21 protein-coding genes are annotated in these 22,196 nt (G+C 55.7%); 6 read left to right on the top strand and 15 right to left on the bottom strand.

Annotated elements, in window-relative coordinates; translation table 11 throughout:
• Positions 1 to 70: 70 nt before the first annotated feature.
• A complete protein-coding gene (locus tag A6F49_RS10460; protein WP_052504671.1) occupies positions 71 to 814 on the top strand; it encodes a hypothetical protein in 744 nt (247 codons plus the stop codon).
• A 7-nt stretch (positions 815 to 821) separates the two neighbouring features.
• Here the strand turns inward: A6F49_RS10460 and A6F49_RS10455 are convergent, their stop codons facing one another.
• The 4 genes from A6F49_RS10455 to A6F49_RS10440 are packed head-to-tail and all read right to left on the bottom strand — an operon-like array spanning position 822 to position 5,618.
• On the bottom strand, positions 822 to 2,396 hold the full coding sequence (locus A6F49_RS10455) for a fatty acyl-CoA synthetase (RefSeq protein WP_201120290.1): 1,575 nt from the start codon (positions 2,394 to 2,396) through the stop codon (positions 822 to 824).
• 42 nt (positions 2,397 to 2,438) lie between these two features.
• Positions 2,439 to 3,593 carry an acetyl-CoA C-acetyltransferase gene (locus A6F49_RS10450; protein WP_043056839.1) on the bottom strand — a complete coding sequence of 385 codons (1,155 nt, stop codon included), beginning with the start codon at positions 3,591 to 3,593 and terminating at the stop codon, positions 2,439 to 2,441.
• Positions 3,594 to 3,640: 47 nt separating this feature from the next.
• Positions 3,641 to 4,402 (bottom strand): SDR family NAD(P)-dependent oxidoreductase, encoded by a 762-nt coding sequence (locus A6F49_RS10445; protein ID WP_043056838.1) that lies wholly within the window; start codon positions 4,400 to 4,402, stop codon positions 3,641 to 3,643.
• A 13-nt stretch (positions 4,403 to 4,415) separates the two neighbouring features.
• Positions 4,416 to 5,618: an acyl-CoA dehydrogenase family protein gene (locus A6F49_RS10440; protein ID WP_043056837.1), complete on the bottom strand. Its 1,203-nt coding sequence runs from the start codon at positions 5,616 to 5,618 to the stop codon at positions 4,416 to 4,418.
• A 218-nt stretch (positions 5,619 to 5,836) separates the two neighbouring features.
• Here A6F49_RS10440 and A6F49_RS10435 point away from each other — a divergent pair, with 218 nt between their 5' ends.
• Positions 5,837 to 7,597 carry an AMP-binding protein gene (locus tag A6F49_RS10435; protein ID WP_043056836.1) on the top strand — a complete coding sequence of 587 codons (1,761 nt, stop codon included), beginning with the start codon at positions 5,837 to 5,839 and terminating at the stop codon, positions 7,595 to 7,597.
• 72 nt (positions 7,598 to 7,669) lie between these two features.
• On the opposite strand, the gene A6F49_RS10430 is transcribed toward A6F49_RS10435, so the two are convergent.
• From A6F49_RS10430 to A6F49_RS10410, 5 genes are all read right to left on the bottom strand, one after another.
• Entirely contained in the window at positions 7,670 to 8,446 is a 777-nt protein-coding gene (locus tag A6F49_RS10430; protein ID WP_150119458.1) for an enoyl-CoA hydratase-related protein, read from the bottom strand.
• Positions 8,446 to 9,327 carry a 3-hydroxyisobutyrate dehydrogenase gene (mmsB, locus tag A6F49_RS10425; protein WP_043056834.1) on the bottom strand — a complete coding sequence of 294 codons (882 nt, stop codon included), beginning with the start codon at positions 9,325 to 9,327 and terminating at the stop codon, positions 8,446 to 8,448. The genes A6F49_RS10430 and mmsB overlap by 1 nt, the downstream gene beginning before the upstream one ends.
• A gap of 9 nt (positions 9,328 to 9,336) precedes the next feature.
• Positions 9,337 to 10,398, bottom strand: a complete 1,062-nt coding sequence (locus A6F49_RS10420; RefSeq protein WP_043056833.1) for an enoyl-CoA hydratase/isomerase family protein — start codon at positions 10,396 to 10,398, stop codon at positions 9,337 to 9,339.
• Positions 10,399 to 10,406: 8 nt separating this feature from the next.
• Positions 10,407 to 11,903, bottom strand: coding sequence for a CoA-acylating methylmalonate-semialdehyde dehydrogenase (locus A6F49_RS10415; RefSeq protein WP_043056864.1), 1,497 nt, complete (start codon positions 11,901 to 11,903; stop codon positions 10,407 to 10,409).
• 208 nt (positions 11,904 to 12,111) lie between these two features.
• Entirely contained in the window at positions 12,112 to 12,672 is a 561-nt protein-coding gene (locus tag A6F49_RS10410) for a dihydrofolate reductase family protein (protein ID WP_043056832.1), read from the bottom strand.
• Between the two features lie 130 nt (positions 12,673 to 12,802).
• Between A6F49_RS10410 and A6F49_RS10405 the strand changes: the two genes are divergently transcribed.
• Positions 12,803 to 13,507 (top strand): class I SAM-dependent DNA methyltransferase, encoded by a 705-nt coding sequence (locus A6F49_RS10405; protein WP_235604965.1) that lies wholly within the window; start codon positions 12,803 to 12,805, stop codon positions 13,505 to 13,507.
• A 45-nt stretch (positions 13,508 to 13,552) separates the two neighbouring features.
• Entirely contained in the window at positions 13,553 to 14,734 is a 1,182-nt protein-coding gene (locus tag A6F49_RS10400; protein WP_043056831.1) for an MFS transporter, read from the top strand.
• On the opposite strand, the gene A6F49_RS10395 is transcribed toward A6F49_RS10400, so the two are convergent.
• The 3 genes from A6F49_RS10395 to A6F49_RS10385 are packed head-to-tail and all read right to left on the bottom strand — an operon-like array spanning position 14,728 to position 18,190.
• Positions 14,728 to 15,954: a YibE/F family protein gene (locus A6F49_RS10395; RefSeq protein ID WP_043056830.1), complete on the bottom strand. Its 1,227-nt coding sequence runs from the start codon at positions 15,952 to 15,954 to the stop codon at positions 14,728 to 14,730. The genes A6F49_RS10400 and A6F49_RS10395 overlap by 7 nt on opposite strands.
• Before the next feature lie 4 nt (positions 15,955 to 15,958).
• Positions 15,959 to 16,813 (bottom strand): GNAT family N-acetyltransferase, encoded by an 855-nt coding sequence (locus A6F49_RS10390; protein ID WP_052504670.1) that lies wholly within the window; start codon positions 16,811 to 16,813, stop codon positions 15,959 to 15,961.
• Positions 16,814 to 18,190: a glycine--tRNA ligase gene (locus A6F49_RS10385; protein WP_043056829.1), complete on the bottom strand. Its 1,377-nt coding sequence runs from the start codon at positions 18,188 to 18,190 to the stop codon at positions 16,814 to 16,816. It lies immediately after the preceding gene.
• 113 nt (positions 18,191 to 18,303) lie between these two features.
• Here A6F49_RS10385 and A6F49_RS10380 point away from each other — a divergent pair, with 113 nt between their 5' ends.
• Together A6F49_RS10380 and A6F49_RS17355 are read left to right on the top strand one after the other, a co-directional pair.
• Complete coding sequence (locus A6F49_RS10380; protein ID WP_043056828.1) at positions 18,304 to 18,534, top strand: RNA-binding S4 domain-containing protein; 231 nt, start codon at positions 18,304 to 18,306, stop codon at positions 18,532 to 18,534.
• 229 nt (positions 18,535 to 18,763) lie between these two features.
• Positions 18,764 to 18,931: an alcohol dehydrogenase catalytic domain-containing protein gene (locus A6F49_RS17355; protein WP_082911734.1), complete on the top strand. Its 168-nt coding sequence runs from the start codon at positions 18,764 to 18,766 to the stop codon at positions 18,929 to 18,931.
• Positions 18,932 to 19,052: 121 nt separating this feature from the next.
• Here the strand turns inward: A6F49_RS17355 and A6F49_RS10375 are convergent, their stop codons facing one another.
• The 3 genes from A6F49_RS10375 to A6F49_RS10365 are packed head-to-tail and all read right to left on the bottom strand — an operon-like array spanning position 19,053 to position 22,169.
• Entirely contained in the window at positions 19,053 to 19,679 is a 627-nt protein-coding gene (locus A6F49_RS10375; protein ID WP_043056827.1) for an alpha/beta hydrolase, read from the bottom strand.
• Positions 19,680 to 19,684: 5 nt separating this feature from the next.
• On the bottom strand, positions 19,685 to 20,815 hold the full coding sequence (gene metX / locus A6F49_RS10370; protein ID WP_150119457.1) for a homoserine O-acetyltransferase MetX: 1,131 nt from the start codon (positions 20,813 to 20,815) through the stop codon (positions 19,685 to 19,687).
• Positions 20,816 to 20,831: 16 nt separating this feature from the next.
• Positions 20,832 to 22,169, bottom strand: coding sequence for an O-acetylhomoserine aminocarboxypropyltransferase/cysteine synthase family protein (locus tag A6F49_RS10365; protein WP_268751194.1), 1,338 nt, complete (start codon positions 22,167 to 22,169; stop codon positions 20,832 to 20,834).
• Between the last annotated feature and the right edge of the window lie 27 nt (positions 22,170 to 22,196).

Here is a 22,196-nt window from a genome sequence, read left to right as displayed (position 1 = left end):
GCCATGTCGAGGTCTTTCTTCAGATGTGTTGTTTCGTCACTTCCATCTTCGGAAGACCTCGACTCTTTTTATGCCTTCAACACGCCCTGATCTAAAACATCATCTACACCCAAAATTCCGAAGAGCCGGTTTAGTCACCGGTGTTGCAGCCGCGTTCGGCGGCAGATTATCCTTTCAGGCCGGCATTGATCTAAGCACCCGCAGTCTGGCGGCGCTGCTATTCACCTTCCTGATCGTCGGCACGGTATTTGCGATGCTCACCGACGCCGACCCCACCTGGTGGCAACGCAACTTCTCCCAGCTGGGCATCGGCGTCAGCGCCTGGGCGTTCAACGGCACTATTATGGTCGCCGGTTTACTGGTGGCCACCATCGGTTCGTATATCGGCCGGGATCTGCACCGCTTACTCGACGACTCAGCTGTCCCACGCATTACCATCGTCGTGAGTATCTGGTTACTGGCCGGACTGGCACTGGCTGGGGTTGGTTGGTTCCCACTAGATGAGCGCCCGGCTGCCCATGCAATCGCAGCCTTCGCGGCGCTGGGCCTGTTAGTTTTTGCTGCCGGCTACACCCAGTACGTTCTGCCGGGACGCCCCCTCGTCTTGCACATCGTCACCGGTATCTTGGTGGTCCTGACTGCCGGAAGTATTGTGTTGACGTTTATCATCCCGATCATCTCAGTGACCGCATTGGAAAGTATCGTGGTGGGGCTGTCACTGTTGTGGATGACGACGTTCGTCCGGGTGCTCAGCATCCTGACGCCGAATCGTTCGGTCACCTCTCAGCGACGTCGCCTGCTGACCGCGGCTTAAATCTTCGCTACTTCAGTTCGCGCTTCAGCAGCTTGCCCGACTGGTTACGAGGCAGTTGGGCCACGAATTCAATATGACCCGGAACTTTATGGCGTGCAAGGTACTGTCGAGAAAATTCTCGAATCTCTTCAGCAGAGGTGCCCTGGTGGTCTTCTTTTAGCACGATGACTGCGGTGACCTGTTCAATCCATTTTTCGTGAGGACGCCCCACGACGGCGACTTCGGCAACCGCCTCGTGACGATACAGGGCATCTTCGACCTCTCGCGAGGCAACCAGTACGCCCCCAGAATTGATCACATCTTTGATCCGGTCGACGACTTCAATATATCCGTCGTCATCCATCACGACCAGGTCGCCGGAACGGAACCATCCGTCGAGGAACGCTTCTTCGGTCTGCTCTGGCTTGTTCCAGTACCCGGAAAATAATTGTGGTGAACGATACTGGACCTCCCCCGGTGTTCCTGGCGGCACCGTTTGCCCGGTATCCGGATCGGCGACGCGCAGCTCCACGGTGGGTATTGGTCGGCCTGCTGACGCGGGGCGCTGTTCGTGTTCCTCGGGTCGTAAGACCGTGCACAGCGGAGACATTTCGCTTTGACCAAAGCAGTTATAAAATTCGATGTCTGGGTATTGCTCCCGTAGGCGCTGTAGCACGGTCACCGGCATGATAGAGGCACCATATTGGGCTTTCGTCAACGAGGATAGATCCCGGGTCGCTAAATCTGGGTGCTGCGATAACGGCACCCAAACGGTGGGCGCCAGAAACAGCGACCCAATGCGTTCTTCTTCGATTCGGCGCAGAATTTCTGCAATATCTGGAACCCTGAGCAGGCGGATCGTGGCACCAAGAAATAAGTATGGCGTGATGAAAACGTGGAGCGCAGCCGAATGGTATAGCGGCATGGCAATCAACGGATTATCGCTACGAGTCATATCCAGGGCAGGGATCGTACCGTTATAGTGGGCCAGCAGCGCCCGGTGGGTTAACATCGCACCTTTGGGCGCCGAGGTAGTCCCCGAGGTGTACAGCAGCTGCGCTAGATCGGTTTCATCAGCCGTGTCCAGATCGTCTACAGCAAGCGCCGCAGTCGAATCCAGTTCGTTGTCTCCTACGGCCTGGATGTGGTCCAGAATCGTAGACATGGCAACTACGTGATCCAGGGGGCTGGATTCCGCGATGCCGTTGACGGCGTCTAGGTATTCGTCGTCGGCAATGATGACCGAGGCTTCACTGTCAGATACCAGATAGTGCAGTTCGGGTCCGGTCAAGGCAAAGTTGATCGGGACATGGACCAATCCGGCGCGGGATGCCGCAAAAAATAAGATCAGAAAAGTATCTGAATTCTTCCCCATCACGGCGACTCGGTCCCCTCGGTGCAGCCCCAAGTCACGTAGCTGCAGCGCGGCAATCGTGACGGCCTGGTCCAACTGAGAGTACGTCCACGAGCGATCCTGGTACTTGAGCGCTATATGTTCGCGTTGAGTGGCAGCGACCCGAGCAAGCTGCAACGACACTGAATTGCGTTGGCTTACTCGGATCTGTTCCTCGATTGAAGGGTTGGTTGGACTGTTGGTATTCACCGATAACCTCCGTGCCGCGAGACAGACGAGAACATAAAATGACTAGCTATCGAGCCGTTCGATAATGGTGACATTGGCCTGTCCGCCGCCTTCACACATGGTCTGCAGACCAAATCGTCCGCCGTTGTCCTCCAGTGTGTGCAGCAAGGTGGTCATCAGACGTGCTCCGGTGGCACCGATGGGGTGTCCCAGTGCGATGGCCCCACCGTGGATGTTGACCTTAGACATATCCGGGCGTAGTTCTTTTTCCCACGACAACACCACGGACGCAAACGCTTCATTGATTTCAATGGCATCAAAATCATCGATGTCCATACTGGTGCGTTCTAATGCGTGTCGAGTAGCACGGATGGGAGCCGACAGCATCATGACCGGGTCGTCGGCCCGCGCTGAAATATGGTGGATTCGAGCACGCGGTACCAGGCCGAATTCATTGACCGCGTGTTCAGAGGCGATCGCTAGCATTGCGGCGCCATCGCTGATCTGGGAGGCGGTAGCAGCGGTGTGGATGCCATGAGGTTGCAGTGTTTGGAGCTCACGCATCTTGGCACGATTTGGAGTCCGGGGTCCTTCATCATCGCGTAAGCCACCAAGAGGCATGATTTCTTCCGAAAAGAACCCAGATTCCTGGGCGGCAATGGCTCTGCGGTGCGATTCGGCTGCAAAGGCTTCGGCCTGCTCCCGGGTGATGCCCCAACGGCTGGCCATCATTTCGGCACCAACAAATTGTGAAATCTGTTGATCTCCGTAGCGATCGGCCCATGCTTTCGATCCCGCGAAGGCATTCGGGTAACCCTGGTCTTTCATGATGGTGTTGGCTGCGCCGATCGGGATGGTCGACATGTTCTGCACCCCGCCAGCAATGATCAAATCTGAGGTGCCGGACATGACGGCTTGGGCCGCATAATGTACAGCTTGCTGCCCAGAGCCACATTGCCGATCGATGGTCGTGCCAGGCACGGCTTCGGAGCCACCGGCTGCTAACCAGGCGGTCCGAGCGATGTCAAAAGACTGCGGTCCAATTTGGTCGATGCACCCCAGAATGATTTCATCGTATTCCATGGTATCCACGCCAACTCGGTCGAAAACCGCCGATAACGGGACTGCAGCCATGTCTGCAGGGTGGATCTCTGCCAGAGCGCCATTGCGACGCCCGACTGGTGTGCGAAGTGCATCAACAATATATGCTTCTGACATCGGATTCCTTCCGGGGACGATTCTTCAAATTGTGCGGTGGTGCGTGGTTAGCGTGGGCCCATCCGAAGCGCTCCATCCATGCGAACCGTGTGACCGTTGATGTAATCATGGCCAATGAGATCTAGGACTAGCTGAGCGTATTCTTCTGGGCGAGCCAAGCGTGCCGGGAAGGGCACTGAGGCTTCAAGACTTTCACGAAATTCTGGAGTGATGCCTGCCATCATCGGAGTTTCTACAATGCCCGGTGCCACCGTATTGACACGGATACCATAGGATGCCAGATCGCGTGCTGCCGAAATAGTAAGCGAGTGAACACCACCTTTGGAAGCTGCATAAGCTGCCTGACCGATTTGTCCTTCAAATGCTGCCACGGAGGCGGTATTGATGACAATACCGCGTTGACCGTCGTCATCGAGGGGTTCTTGTTGGGCGATCAGTTCTGCCCCGAGGGTCATCACGTTAAACGTGCCCAGGAGATTCACGTTGATCACTTGAGCAAATTGGTTCAAATCATGGGGACCTCTGCGCGACAAAATCCGTCCTGGAGTTCCGATACCAGCACAGTTGATGACAACGCGCAAAGGCTCCCGACCGGCTTTGACGGTTGCGATCCCTGCACGAATCGATTCGTGATCGGTGACATCAACTTCCAAATACTCGATGTTGTCACTCGATGACGCTTTTTCAATACTTGCGGCAAGATCGAATGCGTAGACTTTCATGCCTCGTTGAGCCAGAGCCTGTGCAGTGGCTGCTCCCAGTCCCGATGCTCCACCGGTAATAATTGCCGCTTGTCCTTGAATTTCCACGCAGTAATCCTCTCTACACAAACGCTGACACGCCGGTGACTGCACGAGCCACAATCAGCGAGTTGATCTCGTAGGTTCCCTCATAAGTATGAATGACTTCGGCATCATTGAAAATCTTTGCGGCTTCGTATGTGGAGACTATTCCGTTGCCACCCAAAATATTTCGAGCCCGTGCTGCAGTCTCCCGCAGCAATCGCGACCCGGTGGATTTCGCCATGGCGGCATGCACCATCTGTACCCGGTTTTCCTGTTGCAGTCGGGCCACGTGGTACATCAAGCCAAATGTTGCCATCGCGTTAGAAATCATTTCGGCTAATTCCTGCTGGATGAGTTGGAATTTTGCAAGCGGTTGACCAAATTGCTGGCGGCTCAGCGCATAGTCCCGAGCGACATCAAAGGCGTGGAGTTGTGCTCCATAGGCTTGCCAGCCGACCCAGACCCGAGAATTACGAAGCAATTGATTGGCCGCACTGAACTCGATGGCACCGGGCAGCAGATCAGCCTGTTGGATTTCCACCTTGTCGAAAGTTATGTCTGCATTTTGCATGACCCGCAGTCCGGTCTTGTGGTGAATTTTCTTGGCCGTAATGCCCGGACGATCCATTGGAACTAAGAATCCTTTGATCCGCCCATCGGCTGTATCTTTGGCCCAGACAAGTGCAAAATCAGCAAATGTTCCGGCACCAATCCAACGCTTCGTACCATCAAGCCGCCAGCCAGCAGCAGTCTTTGTTGCAGTGGTACTGATGCCACCGGCGATATCGGAGCCGTGGTCAGGCTCAGTCATAGCAAAACAACCGATCGCTTCGAATCTACGCAGTTTGTCCAACCATTGTGCCCGGTGAGTATCGGAACCCAACTGGGCGATCATGCCAATAATGAGTTCATTATGGATACCCGCCAGAGTTGACAACGACACGTCCGCGCGCGCCACTTCCGCATAAGCCAAGCCGCGAAACAACCAGGAACGCTCCGCTACTGCTATCTCCCCTAATCCAAGGTCAGCAAGTTCTGGCAACATCTCGAACGGGAACGCTTCACGATTCCAGTAGTCGATAATTTGATCTCGTACTTGGTCTTGCATGTGTCGACGAATGGCCTGCAACGCCTCTTGCTCTTCGGGTTTAAGTAGTGACATTCCGTCGAAAACATCGGCATCGGGAAATGGTGGTTCGTCGGCACTGAATGCAGAGTTACGATCCGTCGGGGCGGTCATGTGGCTCCTCTGGGTACAGATAACGTGTTCGGTGATATAGGTCTCACCCGCCATCACTGCACAATTGTACAGTTCACCTCGCTTCGCCGAAAGGTACCCACCCCACAGGCCTGCTCAGTGCACCCAAACCACCTCACGCAGTCTGCAATGTATTGTGGATCACACCACGATCTCGTCGAAAACACCGCACGTTGTTCTACCTGGCGATAAGGAGACCCATGTCTGTCACCGATCAATTTCGACAAGCCCGAGACGTCCTACTAGCGCATCGCACCGATATCGAAGCAGCTCGTAAACGATTCGATTGGCCTCGCTTTGAACACTTCAACTTCGCGCTCGACTGGTTTGATCAGCTAGCTGCTACCCCAGAACGTGCACATCAGGATGCTCTGGTGATTCTTGAAGAGGATGGTTCACGCTACTCGGCCACCTACGCGCAATTAGCGACCCGGTCGTCCCAAGTTGCCAACTGGTTGGGTGATATCGGAGTCAAACGCGGCGACGGCATCATTGTGATGCTAGATAATCAGCACGAATTGTGGGAAACCATGCTCGCTGGTTTCAAGCTCGGAGCCGTCCTGTTGCCCACCACCGTGATGCTTACTCCAGAGCAATTGACAGAACGGCTTGAGCGCTCCGAAGCTCGGTGGGTGATTACCAACCCCGCTAACACCGAGAAATTTGATGCAGTTCCCGGCGACTTTGGGGTCATCACCACGCAAACGGACCAAGCACCAGACGACAGCGCGCATCCGCAGTATTGCTATACCGATTCCTATCAAACCAGCAACACATTCCAGCCGAGCGAGCCCACCCCGGCAGATGATACAGCGTTGATCTATTTCACGTCTGGTACGACGTCCCGGTCAAAGATGGTAGCCCATACGCATGTCTCTTATCCCGTGGGGCACCTTTCAACCGTGTATTGGATTGGACTGGAACCAGGAGATAAACACCTCAATGTGGCATCCCCGGGATGGGCAAAGCACGCCTGGTCAAACTTCTTTGCTCCGTTGATCGGTGAAGCCACAATCTTCATCTATAACTACACCCGTTTCGATGCACAGCAACTCTTATCGGTTATGGACCGCGAGCGCGTAACGTCCATCTGTGCTCCTCCGACAGTGTGGCGGATGCTGATTCAGGAAGATCTCACCACGATGACAAACCCGCCATCGAAAGTACTTGCTGCCGGTGAGCCGCTCAATCCGATCGTTATCGAAGCCGTCAAGGCGGCTTGGCAAACAGATATCCGGGATGGTTTTGGCCAAACCGAAACGACCCTACAGATCGCCAACACACCGGGCCAGAACGTCAAGCCAGGATCGCTAGGGCGTGTGCTTCCTGGCTACGAAGTCGTGCTCTTGGATCCAGCCACCGACCAGGTCATCATTGGTCCAGGGGAAGGCGAAGTCTGTCTGGAAATCGAGCCGCGACCCGTAGGGCTTATGAAGGAATATCACAAGGATCCAGAGAAAAACACCGCGGCATTTCATAGCGGTTTCTATCACACCGGTGATATCATGCATCGCGATGCCGATGGTGTCTACACCTATGTCGGACGCGCGGATGATGTTTTCAAAGCCTCCGACTATAAGCTGTCACCATTTGAGCTGGAATCAGCCATCATTGAGCACCCCGCGGTTTCAGAAGCTGCGGTCGTGCCATCTCCAGATCCGATCCGATTATCAGTACCGAAAGCCTATGTCGTGCTTGCAGCAGGCTTTGAGCCCACTGCCCAGACCGCCAAAGACATTCTGGCCTTTACTGATCGCAAGCTACCGCCATATGCCAAAATACGCCGTTTAGAATTTGCTGAATTGCCGAAAACAATTTCGGGTAAAATTCGTCGGGTCGAATTACGGAAGAAAGAAGCTGAATTCCACGGTGCAGATGGTGAACGGACCAATAAATCACGCTCGGCGCGCACCACCACCGGCGGATACGATCACGAATACTCCGTGTCAGATTTCACGTAAACAGATTGAAAGCTGATGGCCCACCGGCTGGTTCTGGTGGGCCATCATTACGCCTGGAAATATAGAACGGGGTCAGCGGTCTTTGAACTCGGCTTTGCGTTTGTTACTGAAGGCCTCCATGCCCTCTTTCTGATCTTCCAAGGCAAACAGCGCATGGAATGCACGCCGTTCAACGAGCAATCCTTGTGACAGAGAAGTTTCAAAAGCAGTATTCACTGCTTCTTTGGCTGCCATAACCACGGGGCGCGATTTCGAGGCGATGGTCTGGGCGATTTCCATAGCGGTATCGAAGACGTTGTTGTCGTCAACCAGACGAGCCACCAGACCTGCCCGTTCAGCTTCTTCGCCATCCATCATGCGACCGGTCAGCACCATGTCCATGGCTTTGGATTTTCCAATGGCACGCGTCAGGCGCTGAGAGCCTCCCATGCCTGGAATAACACCGAGGTTGATTTCTGGTTGCCCAAATTTGGTGCCGGGTCCGGCAATGATCATGTCTGTCATCATGGCCAGTTCGCATCCGCCACCCAGGGCATATCCATTAACCGCAGCGATCATGGGCAGACGGATCTCGGTGAATCGGCTCCAACCGGAGAACCAGTCCGACTGATGCATCTCGATGTAGGATTTATCTGCCATCTCTTTGATATCAGCACCGGCGGCGAAGGCTTTCTCGTTCCCGGTTATCACGATGGCCATAATGTTGGGGTCGTTTTGAAAGGCTTCTGCTGCTTCCACCACCGCGTGTAGGATCGCAAGATTGAGTGCGTTGAGCGCTTCTGGACGGTTGACGCGGATGACCCCTACACGGCCTACAATTTCGGTGAGGATAACGTGTTCGGACAAAATTAGCCTTTCTTTTGTTTGGTCTTAATGATGGCAGAGAAATCTTTGCCAGAGTTGTCCCCGGTATTGAACTCCGTGTACGCCTCGTAGGCGGCCATGCCGAAGCTTGCCGGTGTTCCAGTAGATTCAATAGCAGCTTTTGCCAGGCCAAGATCTTTGGTCATCAACGCCGTAGCAAAGCCCGGCCGAAAGTCCCTCGAGGCGGGGGCCTCAGGTACCGGTCCGGGGACCGGACAATTGGTGGTAATGGACCACGATTGTGCCGCTGAACTCGACATCACCTCATACAGGACCTGCGGGTCTAGCCCCAGGTTCTCACCGAGACTAAACGCTTCTGCTGCAGCGATTGTATTGATGGCCAAGGCCATGTTGTTCACGAGCTTGACCGCTTGGCCAGAGCCGGTATCGCCCGCGTGGACGATATTGCGACCCATGACGTCAAATAGTGGTTTGGCTTGTGTGAAGTTCTCCGGGTTTCCGCCCACCATGATCGTCAGGGTGCCCTGAGCTGCACCGACCGTGCCACCGGACACCGGGGCATCGAGCGCACGATGTCCGGCTTGTGTCACCAGACGTGCTGCCTCAACGGCGTGATCAACGGAAATCGTTGATGAGTCAATAAACAACGTGTCTTGCGGGGCCGATTCGAGCAGTCCGTCTTGATATGCCGCTAAGACGTGCTCTCCTGCCGGAAACATAGTGATCACGATTTGAGCTTCGCGAACTGCCTCAGCGCCTGAAGCAGCAGTAGCCAGTCCATCGCGTGCTGCTGCATCCACGGCCTCTTGTACTATGTCATAACAGGTCACGCTGTAGCCAGCGGCATGCAGGTTCCGGGCCATGTGAGAGCCCATATTGCCAAGTCCTAGAAAGGCGATACGCATAATGAGTCCTTAGGTTTGGATAACCAGATCGTCAACACCGTCGACCGGTGCAAAAAACGCAGCGACCTGGTGATCATCGACATCTTCGAGTCTGGCGGGTGTCCATTGTGGATTGCGATCTTTATCAATGAGTTGGGCTCGGATGCCCTCTGCCAGTTCGGTGCCAGCAACCGCATTCATGGTGGTCCGGAGGTCTTGTACTAGCGTTTCAGCCAGGCTCAGGTTGCGGGCCCGTTTGATAGCTTCAAGCGTGACCTTCATGCCGAGTGGTGAGTGCCGCTGCATAGCTTTCAGCGCCTTTTCTGCAAGTTCGTTGCCTTGTTCTGAAACTTGCTGGACGCCTTGCAGAATTTCTTCCACGGTTTCGGCGCAGAATACGTCCTGGATCCAGTGCGCTTCCGTTTCCAGCACGGAAGTTTCTGCCGCTTCAAACTCGGCCAAGATCGCATCAATGTGGCCGGGCTCGCTGATCGTTGCTAAACGCTGCACGAGTTGTTCGATACGGTCATCTGGAACACGCAGGTCAGCAAAGCCTGCATAGATGGCATCAGCACCTGAAATGTGGGTACCCGTGAGGCCAAGATAGTTTCCGACCCCGTCCGGTGCGTTGGCAAGGTAGTAGGGTCCACCCACGTCGGGACTGAAGCCAATTCCTACTTCCGGCATGCCCAACCGCGTAGACTCAGTGACCACACGATGCGACGCGGACGCAGAGATGCCAACTCCCCCACCCAACACCAGACCGTTCATGATGGCGATATAGGGTTTCGGATAGACCGAGATGCGATGATCCAGTTGGTATTCATCTCGGAAGAATGGAGCAGCCGAGCCCAAGTCATTGTCGACGGCGTATTGGTGGAGTGTGACAACGTCGCCGCCAGAACAGAAGCCGCGATCCCCTGCCCCGCGAACCAGAACGGCGTGCACCGCGTCATCGTGTTCAAATGTCGTGAGCGCGTCGTCTAATAAACCGATCATGTTGTATGACAGCGCGTTGACCGCCTTGGGGCGGTTAAGCGTAATAACACCCAACCCGCCCTGAACGGATGTCAGAATTTCAGCTTGCGACATGGGTTCCTTTACTGGATTGGCATCGTGAAACTGACGTCTTCTTTCACGCCCGAAGGCCATCGTTGGGTCACGGTCTTGGTTTTGGTGACAAACCGGAATGCATCAGGGCCGTGCTGGTTGAGATCACCGAATCCAGAGGCTTTCCAACCGCCAAAGGTGTAGTAGGCAATCGGTACAGGGATCGGTACGTTGACGCCGACCATGCCAACATCGACACGGCGGGTAAACTCGCGAGCGGTGTCACCGTCTCGGGTAAAGATGGCGACCCCATTACCGTATTCATTCTCCGAGGGCAGCGCCACGGCGTCTTCGAAGCTGTCAGCACGAACTACCGTGAGCACCGGGCCAAAGATTTCTTGTAGATAGATCGACATGTCTTTGGTGGCTCGGTCGAAAATGGTCGCCCCCACGTAGAACCCATCCTCGTGGCCATCAACGGTCACCCCACGGCCGTCAAGGACCAGGTCTGCGCCTTCTTCCACGCCCGCTGCGATCGCAGTTTCGATCCGCTGCTTGGCTTCCGGGGTAATGATCGGTCCGAAATCCGAGGCTGGGTCCAGCGATGGGCCGACTTTGAGTTGGCGAGCCTTGTTGACCAGTTTTTCCACCAGAGCGTCAGCGGTTTCTTGACCCACCGGAACGGCCACGGAAATAGCCATGCAGCGCTCGCCGGCAGCACCAAAGGCTGCACCAATCAGGGCATCTGCAGCTTGTTCCAGGTCTGCGTCCGGCATGATGATCGCATGGTTTTTGGCACCACCGAAACATTGTGCCCGTTTGCCGTGTTGGGCAGCGGCTGTGTAAATCGCCTGAGCGATGGGTGTGGACCCAACAAAGCCCACGGCTTGAACATCAGGGTGTTCAATCAGTGCATCGACAGCGATCTTATCGCCGTTGAGCACCTGGAAGACGCCGTCGGGCATTCCGGCTTGTTTGAAGAGGTCGGCCAGCATCAAGGGCACGGAAGGGTCGCGTTCGGATGGTTTGAGAATGAACGCGTTGCCAGCTGCTAGTGAGGGGCCGGCCTGCCACAATGGGATCATGGCCGGAAAGTTGAATGGTGAGATTCCGACCGTGACGCCCAGAGGTTGACGCATCGAGTAGGTGTCAATGCCGGTTCCGGACTGGTCGGAGAATTCCCCTTTGAGCAGGTGTGGGGCAGCCATACAGAATTCGATGACCTCCAGACCACGCTGGACATCGCCTTTGGCATCTTCGAAGGTTTTGCCGTGTTCATTCGACAGGGTCGTTGCCAGTTCGTCCATATTTTCGTGCGCCAGATCGACGAAACGACCAAGAATCCGAGCGCGACGCTGAGCGTTGAGTTCTTCCCAGCCAACCTGTGCTGCCTTTGCAGTCGCGACAGCGTTCTTGACTTCCTCCACCGAGGCCAGCGGCACATGTGCAGCAACCTGACCGTTGGCCGGATGGTAGACATCCGCGAAGCGACCCGAAGTGCCCTCCACGGGTTGACCATTGATGAAGTGGGTGAGGGGTTGTGTCAGCGTTTGTGTCATTTTGTCCCTTCCGACATGACCAGAACCGTAGGGGTGCCCTACGGTTCAGTGAGGATCAGCGCTTCGCAGGCCGGATTCCATGCTGCGACTTCTACAATCCAATATGCCAGCTTATGGTGTCGCGCGCCACACTTCAATGGTGCCAGCGACAACCCGGCATATCGGCTCCATGAGTAAAGCAATGCATCACGCCTGATCAGGACTGCACCTCGGGCGCATATCGCAGGATGACACCGCCAGTATCAATGGTCCGTGTTTCCAGCAAGGTGAGCTCACGCCGTGTGGAGTGCGTTTTGAAAAACGGATTGCCACTGCCAAGCACCACCGGAGCGACGCCAATCATGAGTTCATCGATCAGCCCCGCACTGAGCAGGGAATCCACCAAAGCGGCACTACCGAAAACATAAATTGACCGGTCATCACTGATACGACGATGTCGCAGTTCGAGCTCAATATCGTCAGTAACTTCGGTGTGCTGCCAGGAGGCTGTGGTCATCGTATGGCTGGCAACGAGTTTAGGCACCTCATTCATATACCGTGCGATCTCAGGTTCGATCGTATCGGTAGGCCAGTGCTGAGCCATACCTTGGTAGGTCTTTCGGCCAAACACTAATAAACCGACCTCTTGACCGATTTGAAGACTCAGTTCGCGCAGATCAGCGCCCCAAATATACTCATGATGCCGCAGATCCCAGGGCTCGTTGCCTTCAAAGAACCCGTCTAAAGAGATAATGTCCCATGCGATGATTCGTGCCATGCCGATCCCGCCTCGATAACCCGTGTGGCACTAACCTAACGCTGGAACACAGTCGGTGCAATAGCCTCAGCGAATCTTGCCAACCGTGGAAAACCTGCTGACCCCGCTGTCCTGCTTCTACAATGGGATCATGGCTAACGATGGTTTTCTTCCCACACCCGAATCTGCACACACCTTCTCCCTGTCTGCCACGCCAGAACGTTCGGTTCCCGAACCTGAGCGGTCGACGCCTGAACTCAATAAGTGGCGTCAGGCAATGCAGGACCCAACACACTCTCAGCGTTACGCGCAGCGATGGGAACGTCTTGAAGCCGAAGGCAACGACATCCACGGCGAAGCCCGAGCCATTGATGCCATGGCACAACGCGGAGCTGCTATTTTGGATGCCGGTTGTGGCAATGGTCGATTGGCCGGGTATTTAGCAGCTGCCGGACACGACGTCATGGGCATTGATCTGGATCCACACCTGGTGGAGGTTGCTAACACCAAATATTCGCAAGCCCACTTTGAGGTAGCGGACCTGGCAGATTTTGCCCTGCAGAACGACAACGGTCAGCTTCGGTCATTCGACATCATCGTCTCTGCGGGCAACGTCCAAACTTTTCTTGCCGATTGGGAACGCATTCCAGCGTTAGTCAACGTGGCCAAGCACATGCATGATAATTCACGCTTTGTCACCGGTTTTCAACTCGCACGAGGTTATTCCAACGCCCAGTTCACCGCCGACGCCGCCGACGCGGGATTAGAAGTAGTCCAACGGTTTGGGACCTGGCAATTTGACCCATTCGTCGAAGACGGCGAATTTCTCTTAGCAGTCTTGCGTTTGAAAGCCTAGACCTGTCCCGGGCAAGCCGCCATCCTCTATGGTCATGGTATGCCCATGTCAGCTTCCGCTCCGCAGCCTAGGCCGCAACGCACGCTCACACCGGCCCTTCTGGGCGTCATGTGGATGGTGCTGTTCGGATTCGGTACCTTTTTTATCACCTATGCGACCCTAGTCACCACCGGTCAGCACATGGGCCTGACCGCAGTCACCGCCGGCACGGTACTCACGGTCATGATGGTCGCGGTGGTAGCTGTGCAACCGCTTGTCCCCTTGCTCAATAATCGTCTCGGCTCACGCTGGACGTTTCTTATGGCACTGGGACTGCAAGCTTCGGGTCATCTGCTGAGTTTTCTCCCACTGGCTCCGGTGGTCACACTCATGACCAGCAGCGTGATTGGTGGACTAGGTTTCGGCATTCTCGTCGTCATCGGCACCGCCGTAGTGCCCTCGACTGTGCCGCCGAATCGGCTCGGTCGAGCTCTGGGATTCTACGGTGCCACAACCGCGGCAGCCACCGCAGTGGCCGCACCACTGGGGTTGTGGCTGATTACCCTGGTGTCTGCTGCCGGTTTTCGCTGGTTGAACTTTGTTCTGGTCATGTTGGCGCTGCCGGCCATCCTGACGGTCCCGAAGCGAGAGGTCACGCAACAGCAAGGCCCGCATTCCAGTCAGCAGCGTCATGCCGAGTCCCGCTCTCAGATGCAATTGACCGGACTCGTCGCAGTGTTATTGCCGACGGCGTTGATCCTGACGGTATTTGGGCTGGTGCTAGCCTTTGGTCCAGCTGCCGACCATGCATCCCCGGCGTTATATATTGCCGCGATGCAAGTCTTCGTCGTTATAGGGCGCTTCCTTTCCAGCACGTCCCTTGACCGGCACTCCCCTGTGGCAGTCATGCTCTTCGGACTGGCAACCGCATTATTCGGACTAACATTTGCGGCAATTTTGCCTGCGGGCTGGTGGCTGGGATTCGCCATGGCGATCCTTGGATTCGGTACCGGTAGTGTGCAGGCTGCCAGTCTGCTCATGGCGTTTCGACAAGCTGGCAGTGCGAATCGCGGCAGTGTCGCCTGGAATATGACCTTCGATATCGGTCTTGGTTTTGCCGGGCTGGTCGGGGGCATCGGCTTCACCTACTGGGGTGCTCAGACCACCTATCTAGCATGTGCAGGGGTTCTCGTCCTGACCACTGTGGCGTTTGCCTGGTATTTCGGTCGCCACCGTCAGACTCAGTGAACGTGGGTCACTTCATCAACCGGCGCCGGTGACTGGTCTTTGGGTTCAGCCACGGCATGTGCCACAGCCACGGCAATGCCGGTGGTAATTGGGATTGCCAGGACCAGACCGACTGATCCGACCAGGATGCGTACAACTTCTTCGACCATCTCGGCAGACATAATGGAGTCCAGCAGCGAACGGTCGTACAGCGAAACGATCATGAGCATCGGCAGGGCTGCACCCGCATATGCGAAGGCGATGGTGTAGACGGTGGAGGCAATGTGGTCACGACCAATGCGCATACCGGCGGCGAAGAGATTGCGCGGCGTGATATTGGGTTGGGCGGCTTTAATCTCCCACACCGCAGAAGACTGGGTAATGGTGACGTCGTTGAGTACGCCGAGCCCCGCGACAAGTAATCCCGTCAGCACAATTCCGGACACTCGAATCTCTGGGACCACCGAGGCCAACATATACGAATACTCTTCGCCCAGGCCCATCAAGTACGCGCTATCCGATGCCCACGCCGCAAGCCCTGCGGTCAGCAGCAACCCGATGAACGTGCCCAGCAGTGCCGTGGTGGTTCGCAAGGAAATGCCGTGAGCAAAATACAACACCACTAACATGATGATCATGCTGCCGATCAGCCCGACCCAAAACGGTGGGCCACCTTCCAAGAGGGCCGGGATCATGAAGCCGAATAGCACCACGAAAGACAGAATTAGCCCGCCGATAGCCCGCACGCCTCGCCAGCGCGCCACGACGACCACCACCACCGCGTATAACGCAGCCAATAAACCTACGGGCATGGTGCGGTCGAAGTCCACAAAGACGCCGGTATCGGCCAAGTCTTCACCAACAAGGATCTTGACGTTGTCGCCGCGTGTGACCTCGGTGGAGGCGCTGACCTGGGCAGGAATTTCGACCTCATAAGTCCCCCGCCCGGTGGCCACCTGCGCGGTCTGGCATTCCAGGTCTTGTTGCACCTGTGTCGGGCTGCCACTTTCTGCACCGCCGTCACAGGCTCTATCAACGACCGAGGAGACTGACCCGGATTCCACCGCGAAACTTTCGGTGGTGCCGTAGGGGTCATCCAACGAGAGCTCTTGATAGGTTCCCGAGGGCCACAGCCAGATCATGGCGGCAAGCAGCACGATCCCCAGCGGGACCAGGATGCTCACCATCCAGGTGATGACACGTTTTCGGGTGACCGGGATTGTGGAGGGAACGTTATGCATAAGCTCAGGCGTCGGTGGCCCAGATGGTGGACTCGTGTTCAATGAGTGCGGTATCGGCGGCCACGGCTTGCTCGATAACCGAGTTGAGCACCGTGGTGGCGTTATCAATCTCAACGGCCAAACTGCGCTGTTCTCCGGTGACGGCCAGCAGAGTTTTGATGTGTTCGGAGGGATCCGGGTGTTGCGGATCATGTCCCACGAAAAGATCGACCACATTCGGAATCGGGCCGGGGTATGCAATCGCAAAAGCTACGATGCGACCGTCCTGGCGAGTCACAAAGGCCTGTTGGGCTCCGGTGCGCGGAGCTAACAGCAGCTGCTGGGCCTGAGTGAGTGTCAGTTCGGATGGGTCCCACGCATGGCTCGCGTTGTAATACTGCGCAGCCAGTTGGGATAACTCGACCGAGCCAGTAGCCAGTTGCTGTACGTCGATCTGCGTTGGCGCATACGACCCGGCGGCCACGACAATGCGCTGAGAGTGCTGAATTTCGCGAAAGCCTTGGCCTTTCAGCCACTGCTCAGTAGCCTCATCGCCGGTCACCGAGCGCGTCTTGAATGCAGTGTGCTCTGGGGCCCGGGCCACGAGCTCATGGAACAGGTCTGTAGCAATGCCGCGTTGGCGTTGCAGCGGGGCGGTTTCGATAAAACACCACATCCGTTGTGGATGGATGGCTTGAGCTCGTATCGCCCCGGCTGCAACTGGAATGCCGTCGTCGACCGCCACCAGTCCCACACCAAAGGGGTCCTGTGTGGAGGGCCCCAACATGATGCGGTCGTGGTGGTGTTGTGCGGAGCCGGGATCTCCAAAGATCTCCAGCAGCCGCAGGTCGTCGCCGTCTTGCCATTCGCGGATATTCACTTAGCAGCCCAAACGTTCTGAAAGGTAGCTTTCAACCTTGTCCAGTGAGACGCGTTCTTGGGCCATAGAGTCACGATCACGGATGGTGACGGCGTTGTCGTCGAGTGAGTCGAAGTCGAAGGTCACACAGAATGGGGTACCAATTTCATCGTGACGACGGTAGCGTCGACCGATCGCGCCGGCGTCGTCGTAGTCGACGTTCCAGCGTTTGCGTAGGTCGTTGGCCAGCTTATTGGCTGGTTCGGACAGTTCTGCTTTCTTCGACAGCGGCAACACGGCAGCCTTGACTGGAGCCAGGCGTGGGTCCAGGCGCAGCACGGTGCGCTTATCGACGCCGCCTTTGGAGTTTGGTGCTTCATCTTCGGCATAGGAATCCACTAGGAACGCCATCAGGGAACGGGTCAGGCCCCAGGATGGTTCGATGACGTAGGGCGTGTAGTGCTCGCCGGTGGCCTGGTCAAAGTATTGCATCTTCGTGCCGGAGCCCTTGGTGTGGTTCGACAGGTCGTAGTCGCCACGGTTGGCGATACCCATCAGCTCGCCCCAGTCGCCGCCGGTGAATCCGAATTTGTATTCGAGGTCGATGGTGACCGAGGAGTAGTGGGCGCGTTCACCGTCTGGGACGTTGTACTGGCGCAGGTTCTCTGGATTCAGACCCAGTCCGAAGAACCAGTCTTGTGCCTGGTTGACCCAGGTGTCGAACCATTGATCAGCTTCTGCCGGTGGCACGAAGTACTGGATTTCCATCTGTTCGAATTCACGGGTGCGGAAGATGAAGTTCCCCGGGGTGATTTCGTTACGGAAGGCTTTACCGATCTGGCCCATCCCAAATGGTGGTTTCTTGCGCGCGGTGTTGACCACGTTCAAGAAGTTCAGGTACATGCCCTGGGCGGTTTCTGGGCGCAGGTAGTGTAGGCCTTCTTCATCAGCAACTGGGCCGAGGAAGGTACGGATCAGCCCCGAGAAGGTGCGTGGTTCGGTCATCTTGCCGCGAGTACCACAGTTCGGGCAGGCCAGTTCTTCAAGTGCCGGGGTGCGGCCGTGTTTGTCTTCGAATGCCTCAACGAGGTGGTCGTAACGGTGACGGTGGTTGCATGCAGTACATTCGCTCAGCGGGTCAACGAAAGTTTCAACGTGACCGGAAGCTTCCCATACCTGACGCGGCAGGATAATCGAGGAATCCAAACCGACCATATCTCCACGTCCTCGGACGAAGGTGTTCCACCACTGAGATTTGATGTTTTCTTTCAGTTCGACGCCGAGCGGTCCATAGTCCCATGCTGAGCGTGAACCACCGTAAATCTCACCGGCCTGGAAGACGAATCCGCGGCGTTTAGCCAGGTTGATGACCTGGTCGAGAGTGGACGGTTGTGCCATGGAGGTATCACTTTCCGTTTCAAAAGGTACACGTTTGACTGTGAGGTTGTGAATTAACCTGCAACTAGTTTAGGTTAGTCGAAACTTTCATGTTGGTGGGTGACAATGGAGGCATGAGTACAAATAGCGAAACCCTTGTCATCCGCGACGATATGATCCGACTGGGCCAGGCACTCAAGCTTGCCAACGTCGTCGAAGACGGTGTCGACGCCCGGGATGCGATCCAAGCCGGTGACATTCAGGTCAACGGCGAAACCGAAACTCGCCGCGGTCGGCAATTACACGCCGGAGATATCATCACGATCCCAGAGCTGGATTTGGATCTGGTGATTGAAACCACTTGAGTTCACGCCCCACCTGGGATACTGGTGTGCGCTAGGACTATACGGAATGCGAACCTCAACACCCCGGTTCTCGACCCGTGCAGATCACGGACACGGCTCGTAGCATGAAAGGTGTTCGCAGCACCATGAATCCTAAGAGGAAGTAAGGCATGCAGTAGTATTCGAAGACTGGAAGACCTTTCCGGAGCTCAAAGATGTTGAAAAGCCCGTCCCGGGCCCTGGAGAGGTACTGCTGAACGTCGCTGGTGCTGGCGCCTGTCACTACGATGTAGCGATCTTCCAAAACTATGACGCAGATTTCAACCCGGCGAATCTACCAACCGGATTTATTCTTGGTCACGAAAATGCTGGCTGGGTCGAGGAAGTCGGCGTTGGCGTCTCTTCAAAATCTCGTTGATGGCATGGTCTCCGGGCGTGCCATCGTAACGCCGAATGCCTAAGCCAATAACGCAGAGCATCAGAGTTGAGCAGTCAGCACCTGTTGCTGCTCACCCCTGGTGTCTGGTGGATACAGTTTTTTAGACGTGTTCGTTGAGAAATTCGAGGAATTGGCTGATCTCTTGAGGGTGCACGCCGTGCCCTATGCCGTGATACGTTTTTTCAACAAGATTGACGCGCGGGCGTAACCAGGCACCCGTTTGTTGAATGCGATCTGCTGCCACAATGGGATCTGCAGGATCGTAACCCCAAAATAGGGGTTGGTTGGAGGTAGTAAATTCCTCGTCTTTGAACAAATCGTTGAGCTCAGCCGATTCGATCACAAACCCAGATAACCCGACCACCGCGGGGTAAGCTCCTGGACGCATGCGCATAAGGGAGGTGGCCATTGCCATGCCTTGTGAAAAGCCCAATAGTGAAACACTACGATAATTGTCGGCGACCGATTGCACCCAATCATCTAATTCCACGATGGCAGTGCGCACATCACCGACATTGGCTTCAAGTGTGGTGGAGATCGGAAACCAGCAATAGCCGCCGAAATGTTGCGGGAGCTGCTTTGGTGCTTGCACGCTGGCGATGGTGAACCGGTCATCAAAATAGTTGCCCAGTGGGAACAGATCGTTCTCATCAGCTCCGAAGCCGTGAAGGAACACAACGAGATCAGTTTCTGGGCGCGGTGCCTCGTGGGACCAGCGTACGTGCATGGGTATTACAGTCCTAACGTCGTGATCATGTCATCGGCGACCTGGTGCAGATCGGTCAAGAAACCATCGTGTCCAATGGGCGAGTCGATCATATGCACCGGGGTGTGCGGGCCGAAGTCAGCTGCCAGTTGGTAGCTTTGTTCTGGGAAGTACAGCCTATCGGAATTGACGGCCACGATGAACGGTGTAGCAGTAATCTTCGCGATAGCAGCTGCCTGTCCCCCGCGTCCACGACCCACGTCATGAGACATGAGCGCTTCGGTCAGAGCAATATAGGAGTTAGCATCGAATCGACCCGCGAGGTCTTTGGCTTTGTAATCGAGGTAGGACTCTACTTGGTACCGTCCGGTGCGTGTGGCGACAGGTGAATTCAGCGGGTTTTCATCCCCCTGGAACTGACGGCCAAATCGGACGTTGAGTTCTGGTTCGGAACGATAGTTGATATGCGCGATTCGACGAGCAATCCCCAGGCCTTGAATCGGTGTGGGTCCGCCGTAGTAGTCACCGGCCTTGAAGTGAGGGTCAAGTCGAATCGCTTCGACTTGAGCTTGAGCAAACGCAATCTGTTCAGCAGTTGCTTGACCGCCGCAGGCGATCACCCCGACACCAGCCACCCGATCTGGATACATCGCAGCCCATTCGAGTGCTCGTCCGCCGCCCATCGAACCGCCGATGACGGTGTGAAAACGTTCGATGCCAAGCTGGTCAGCAAGTTTGGCCTCGGCGTTGACCGAGTCTCGGATCGTGACGAATGGAAAGCGGGAGCCGTAGGGATTCTTGTCGCCGTCTAACGAGGAAGGTCCCGTTGATCCGTAGCAACCGCCCACCATATTGACGGCGATGACAAACCATTTGTCGGTGTCGATGGTTTTGCCCGGACCAACCAGGTACTCCCACCAGCCGGCTTCGGGCGAAAGCTGTGACGATGCGACATGGGTATCGCCGGTTAGTGCATGCTGAATGAGAATCGCGTTGGATTTTTCAGCATTGAGCCTGCCCCAGGTTTCATACGCGAGTTCGACCTTTGGCAGGTACCCACCGGTTTCGAAGTGAAGTTCGCCGATGTTTACTGTGGTGATCGCTGACTGCGCGACGTATGTTGCCGGGTCGGTCACCGATTCAAGATCCAATGACATGACCTTCCACTCCTTGTTAAACTGTTGCAGCGGCGTCAAAGCCGGATTGCAAGTCGTCCAAAATGTCTTCAATGTTTTCCAGGCCAACCGAGAGCCGAACCAGGCTCGGGGTGACACCGGCTGCTAGCTGTTCTGCTTCAGACAGCTGTGCGTGGGTTGTGGTTGCTGGGTGTACGACTAATGATCGAACATCGCCTAAGTTTGCTACCAGTTTGTGAAGGGTCAGCGATTCTGCAAACTTCTGCCCTGCTGCTTTGCCGCCCACGATGTTGAACGCGACAATTCCTGAGGTACCGTTTGGCAGGAGCTGCTGTGCACGGTCGTACCATGGGGATGATTCCAGCCCGGCGTATTGGACGTTTTCGACCTGTGGATGAGCTTCAAGCCATTCGGCGACGCGCTGGGCGCTTTCGAGGTGACGCTCCATCCGCAAGGACAGCGTCTCGATGCCCAAGTTGATCAGATATGAGTTGAATGGCGATGCAGAGTTACCCATATCGCGCAACAACTGCGTACGAATGCGCAGAATATAGGACAGGTTGGCACCTAGTGGCCCATTTGGTCCAAAGTCTGTTCCAAATACGATCCCGTGATAGGACTCATCAGGTTCGTTGAACCATGGGAACTTCTCTGGGTTAGCGGTCCAATCGAAGTTTCCAGAATCAATGATTACCCCGCCCATGACGTTGGCGTGGCCACTCAAATATTTGGTTGCTGAGTGAATGACAATGTCAGCGCCATGCTCAAAAGGACGGAACACTGTTGGTGGGGTCAGCGTGGAGTCAATAATGACGGGGATGCCCGCGTCGTGGGCAACAGCTGATAGTGCTGGGAGATCCAGTACGTCTGCTTTGGGGTTGCCCAGGACCTCTGCAAAGACCGCTTTAGTGTTGTCTTTGATGGCATTGCGCCATTCGTTCATATCGTGAGGATCCTCGATGAAGATCGTCTCAATCCCCAAGCGTGGCAGGGTGTGTTTAAACAGGTTCTGTGTTCCGCCGTAGAGCGATGCCGAAACCACCACGGAATCCCCCGCCCCTGCAACGTTGAGTACGCTCAGTGTGGTCGCAGACTGTCCCGACGACAGCAGTACGGCTCCAACGCCACCTTCAAGTGCAGCGATCTTATTTTCAACTGCATCGTTGGTTGGGTTTGTCAGTCGGGTGTAAATCGGCCCAAGTTCGGATAACGCGAAGCGACCGGCAGCGGCAGCAGTATCAGGGAAGTTAAAGCTGGTGGTCTGATAAATCGGCAGCTGGGTTGCACCGTATTCTGAATCCACATCCATACCCGCATGAATCTGTCGGGTCGATAGTCCCCAAGTGGACTGGTCAGTAATATCGCGTTGTGCCAATGCAAAGACTCCTTCTCAATTCAAGGG

The sequence above is a fragment of the Enteractinococcus helveticum genome, assembly GCF_001657475.1.
Taxonomy (GTDB): Bacteria; Actinomycetota; Actinomycetes; order Actinomycetales; family Micrococcaceae; genus Yaniella; species Yaniella helvetica.
This window is presented reverse-complemented; position numbering and strand designations above follow the sequence as displayed.

What these genes read in the sequence shown, in the direction of transcription:
- A6F49_RS10435 (WP_043056836.1), top strand. Translation starts at nt 5,837, where the DNA reads ATGTCTGTCACCGATCAATTTCGACAAGCCCGAGACGTCCTACTAGCG.
- mmsB (WP_043056834.1), bottom strand. Translation starts at nt 9,327, where the DNA reads ATGCGTATCGCCTTTCTAGGACTTGGCAATATGGGCTCTCACATGGCC.
- A6F49_RS10440 (WP_043056837.1), bottom strand. Translation starts at nt 5,618, where the DNA reads ATGACCGCCCCGACGGATCGTAACTCTGCATTCAGTGCCGACGAACCA.
- A6F49_RS10410 (WP_043056832.1), bottom strand. Translation starts at nt 12,672, where the DNA reads ATGGCACGAATCATCGCATGGGACATTATCTCTTTAGACGGGTTCTTT.
- metX (WP_150119457.1), bottom strand. Translation starts at nt 20,815, where the DNA reads ATGTCATTGGATCTTGAATCGGTGACCGACCCGGCAACATACGTCGCG.
- A6F49_RS10405 (WP_235604965.1), top strand. Translation starts at nt 12,803, where the DNA reads ATGGCTAACGATGGTTTTCTTCCCACACCCGAATCTGCACACACCTTC.
- A6F49_RS10420 (WP_043056833.1), bottom strand. Translation starts at nt 10,398, where the DNA reads ATGTCGCAAGCTGAAATTCTGACATCCGTTCAGGGCGGGTTGGGTGTT.
- A6F49_RS10380 (WP_043056828.1), top strand. Translation starts at nt 18,304, where the DNA reads ATGAGTACAAATAGCGAAACCCTTGTCATCCGCGACGATATGATCCGA.
- A6F49_RS10375 (WP_043056827.1), bottom strand. Translation starts at nt 19,679, where the DNA reads ATGCACGTACGCTGGTCCCACGAGGCACCGCGCCCAGAAACTGATCTC.
- A6F49_RS10400 (WP_043056831.1), top strand. Translation starts at nt 13,553, where the DNA reads ATGTCAGCTTCCGCTCCGCAGCCTAGGCCGCAACGCACGCTCACACCG.
- A6F49_RS10450 (WP_043056839.1), bottom strand. Translation starts at nt 3,593, where the DNA reads ATGTCAGAAGCATATATTGTTGATGCACTTCGCACACCAGTCGGGCGT.
- A6F49_RS10395 (WP_043056830.1), bottom strand. Translation starts at nt 15,954, where the DNA reads ATGCATAACGTTCCCTCCACAATCCCGGTCACCCGAAAACGTGTCATC.
- A6F49_RS10385 (WP_043056829.1), bottom strand. Translation starts at nt 18,190, where the DNA reads ATGGCACAACCGTCCACTCTCGACCAGGTCATCAACCTGGCTAAACGC.
- A6F49_RS10460 (WP_052504671.1), top strand. Translation starts at nt 71, where the DNA reads ATGCCTTCAACACGCCCTGATCTAAAACATCATCTACACCCAAAATTC.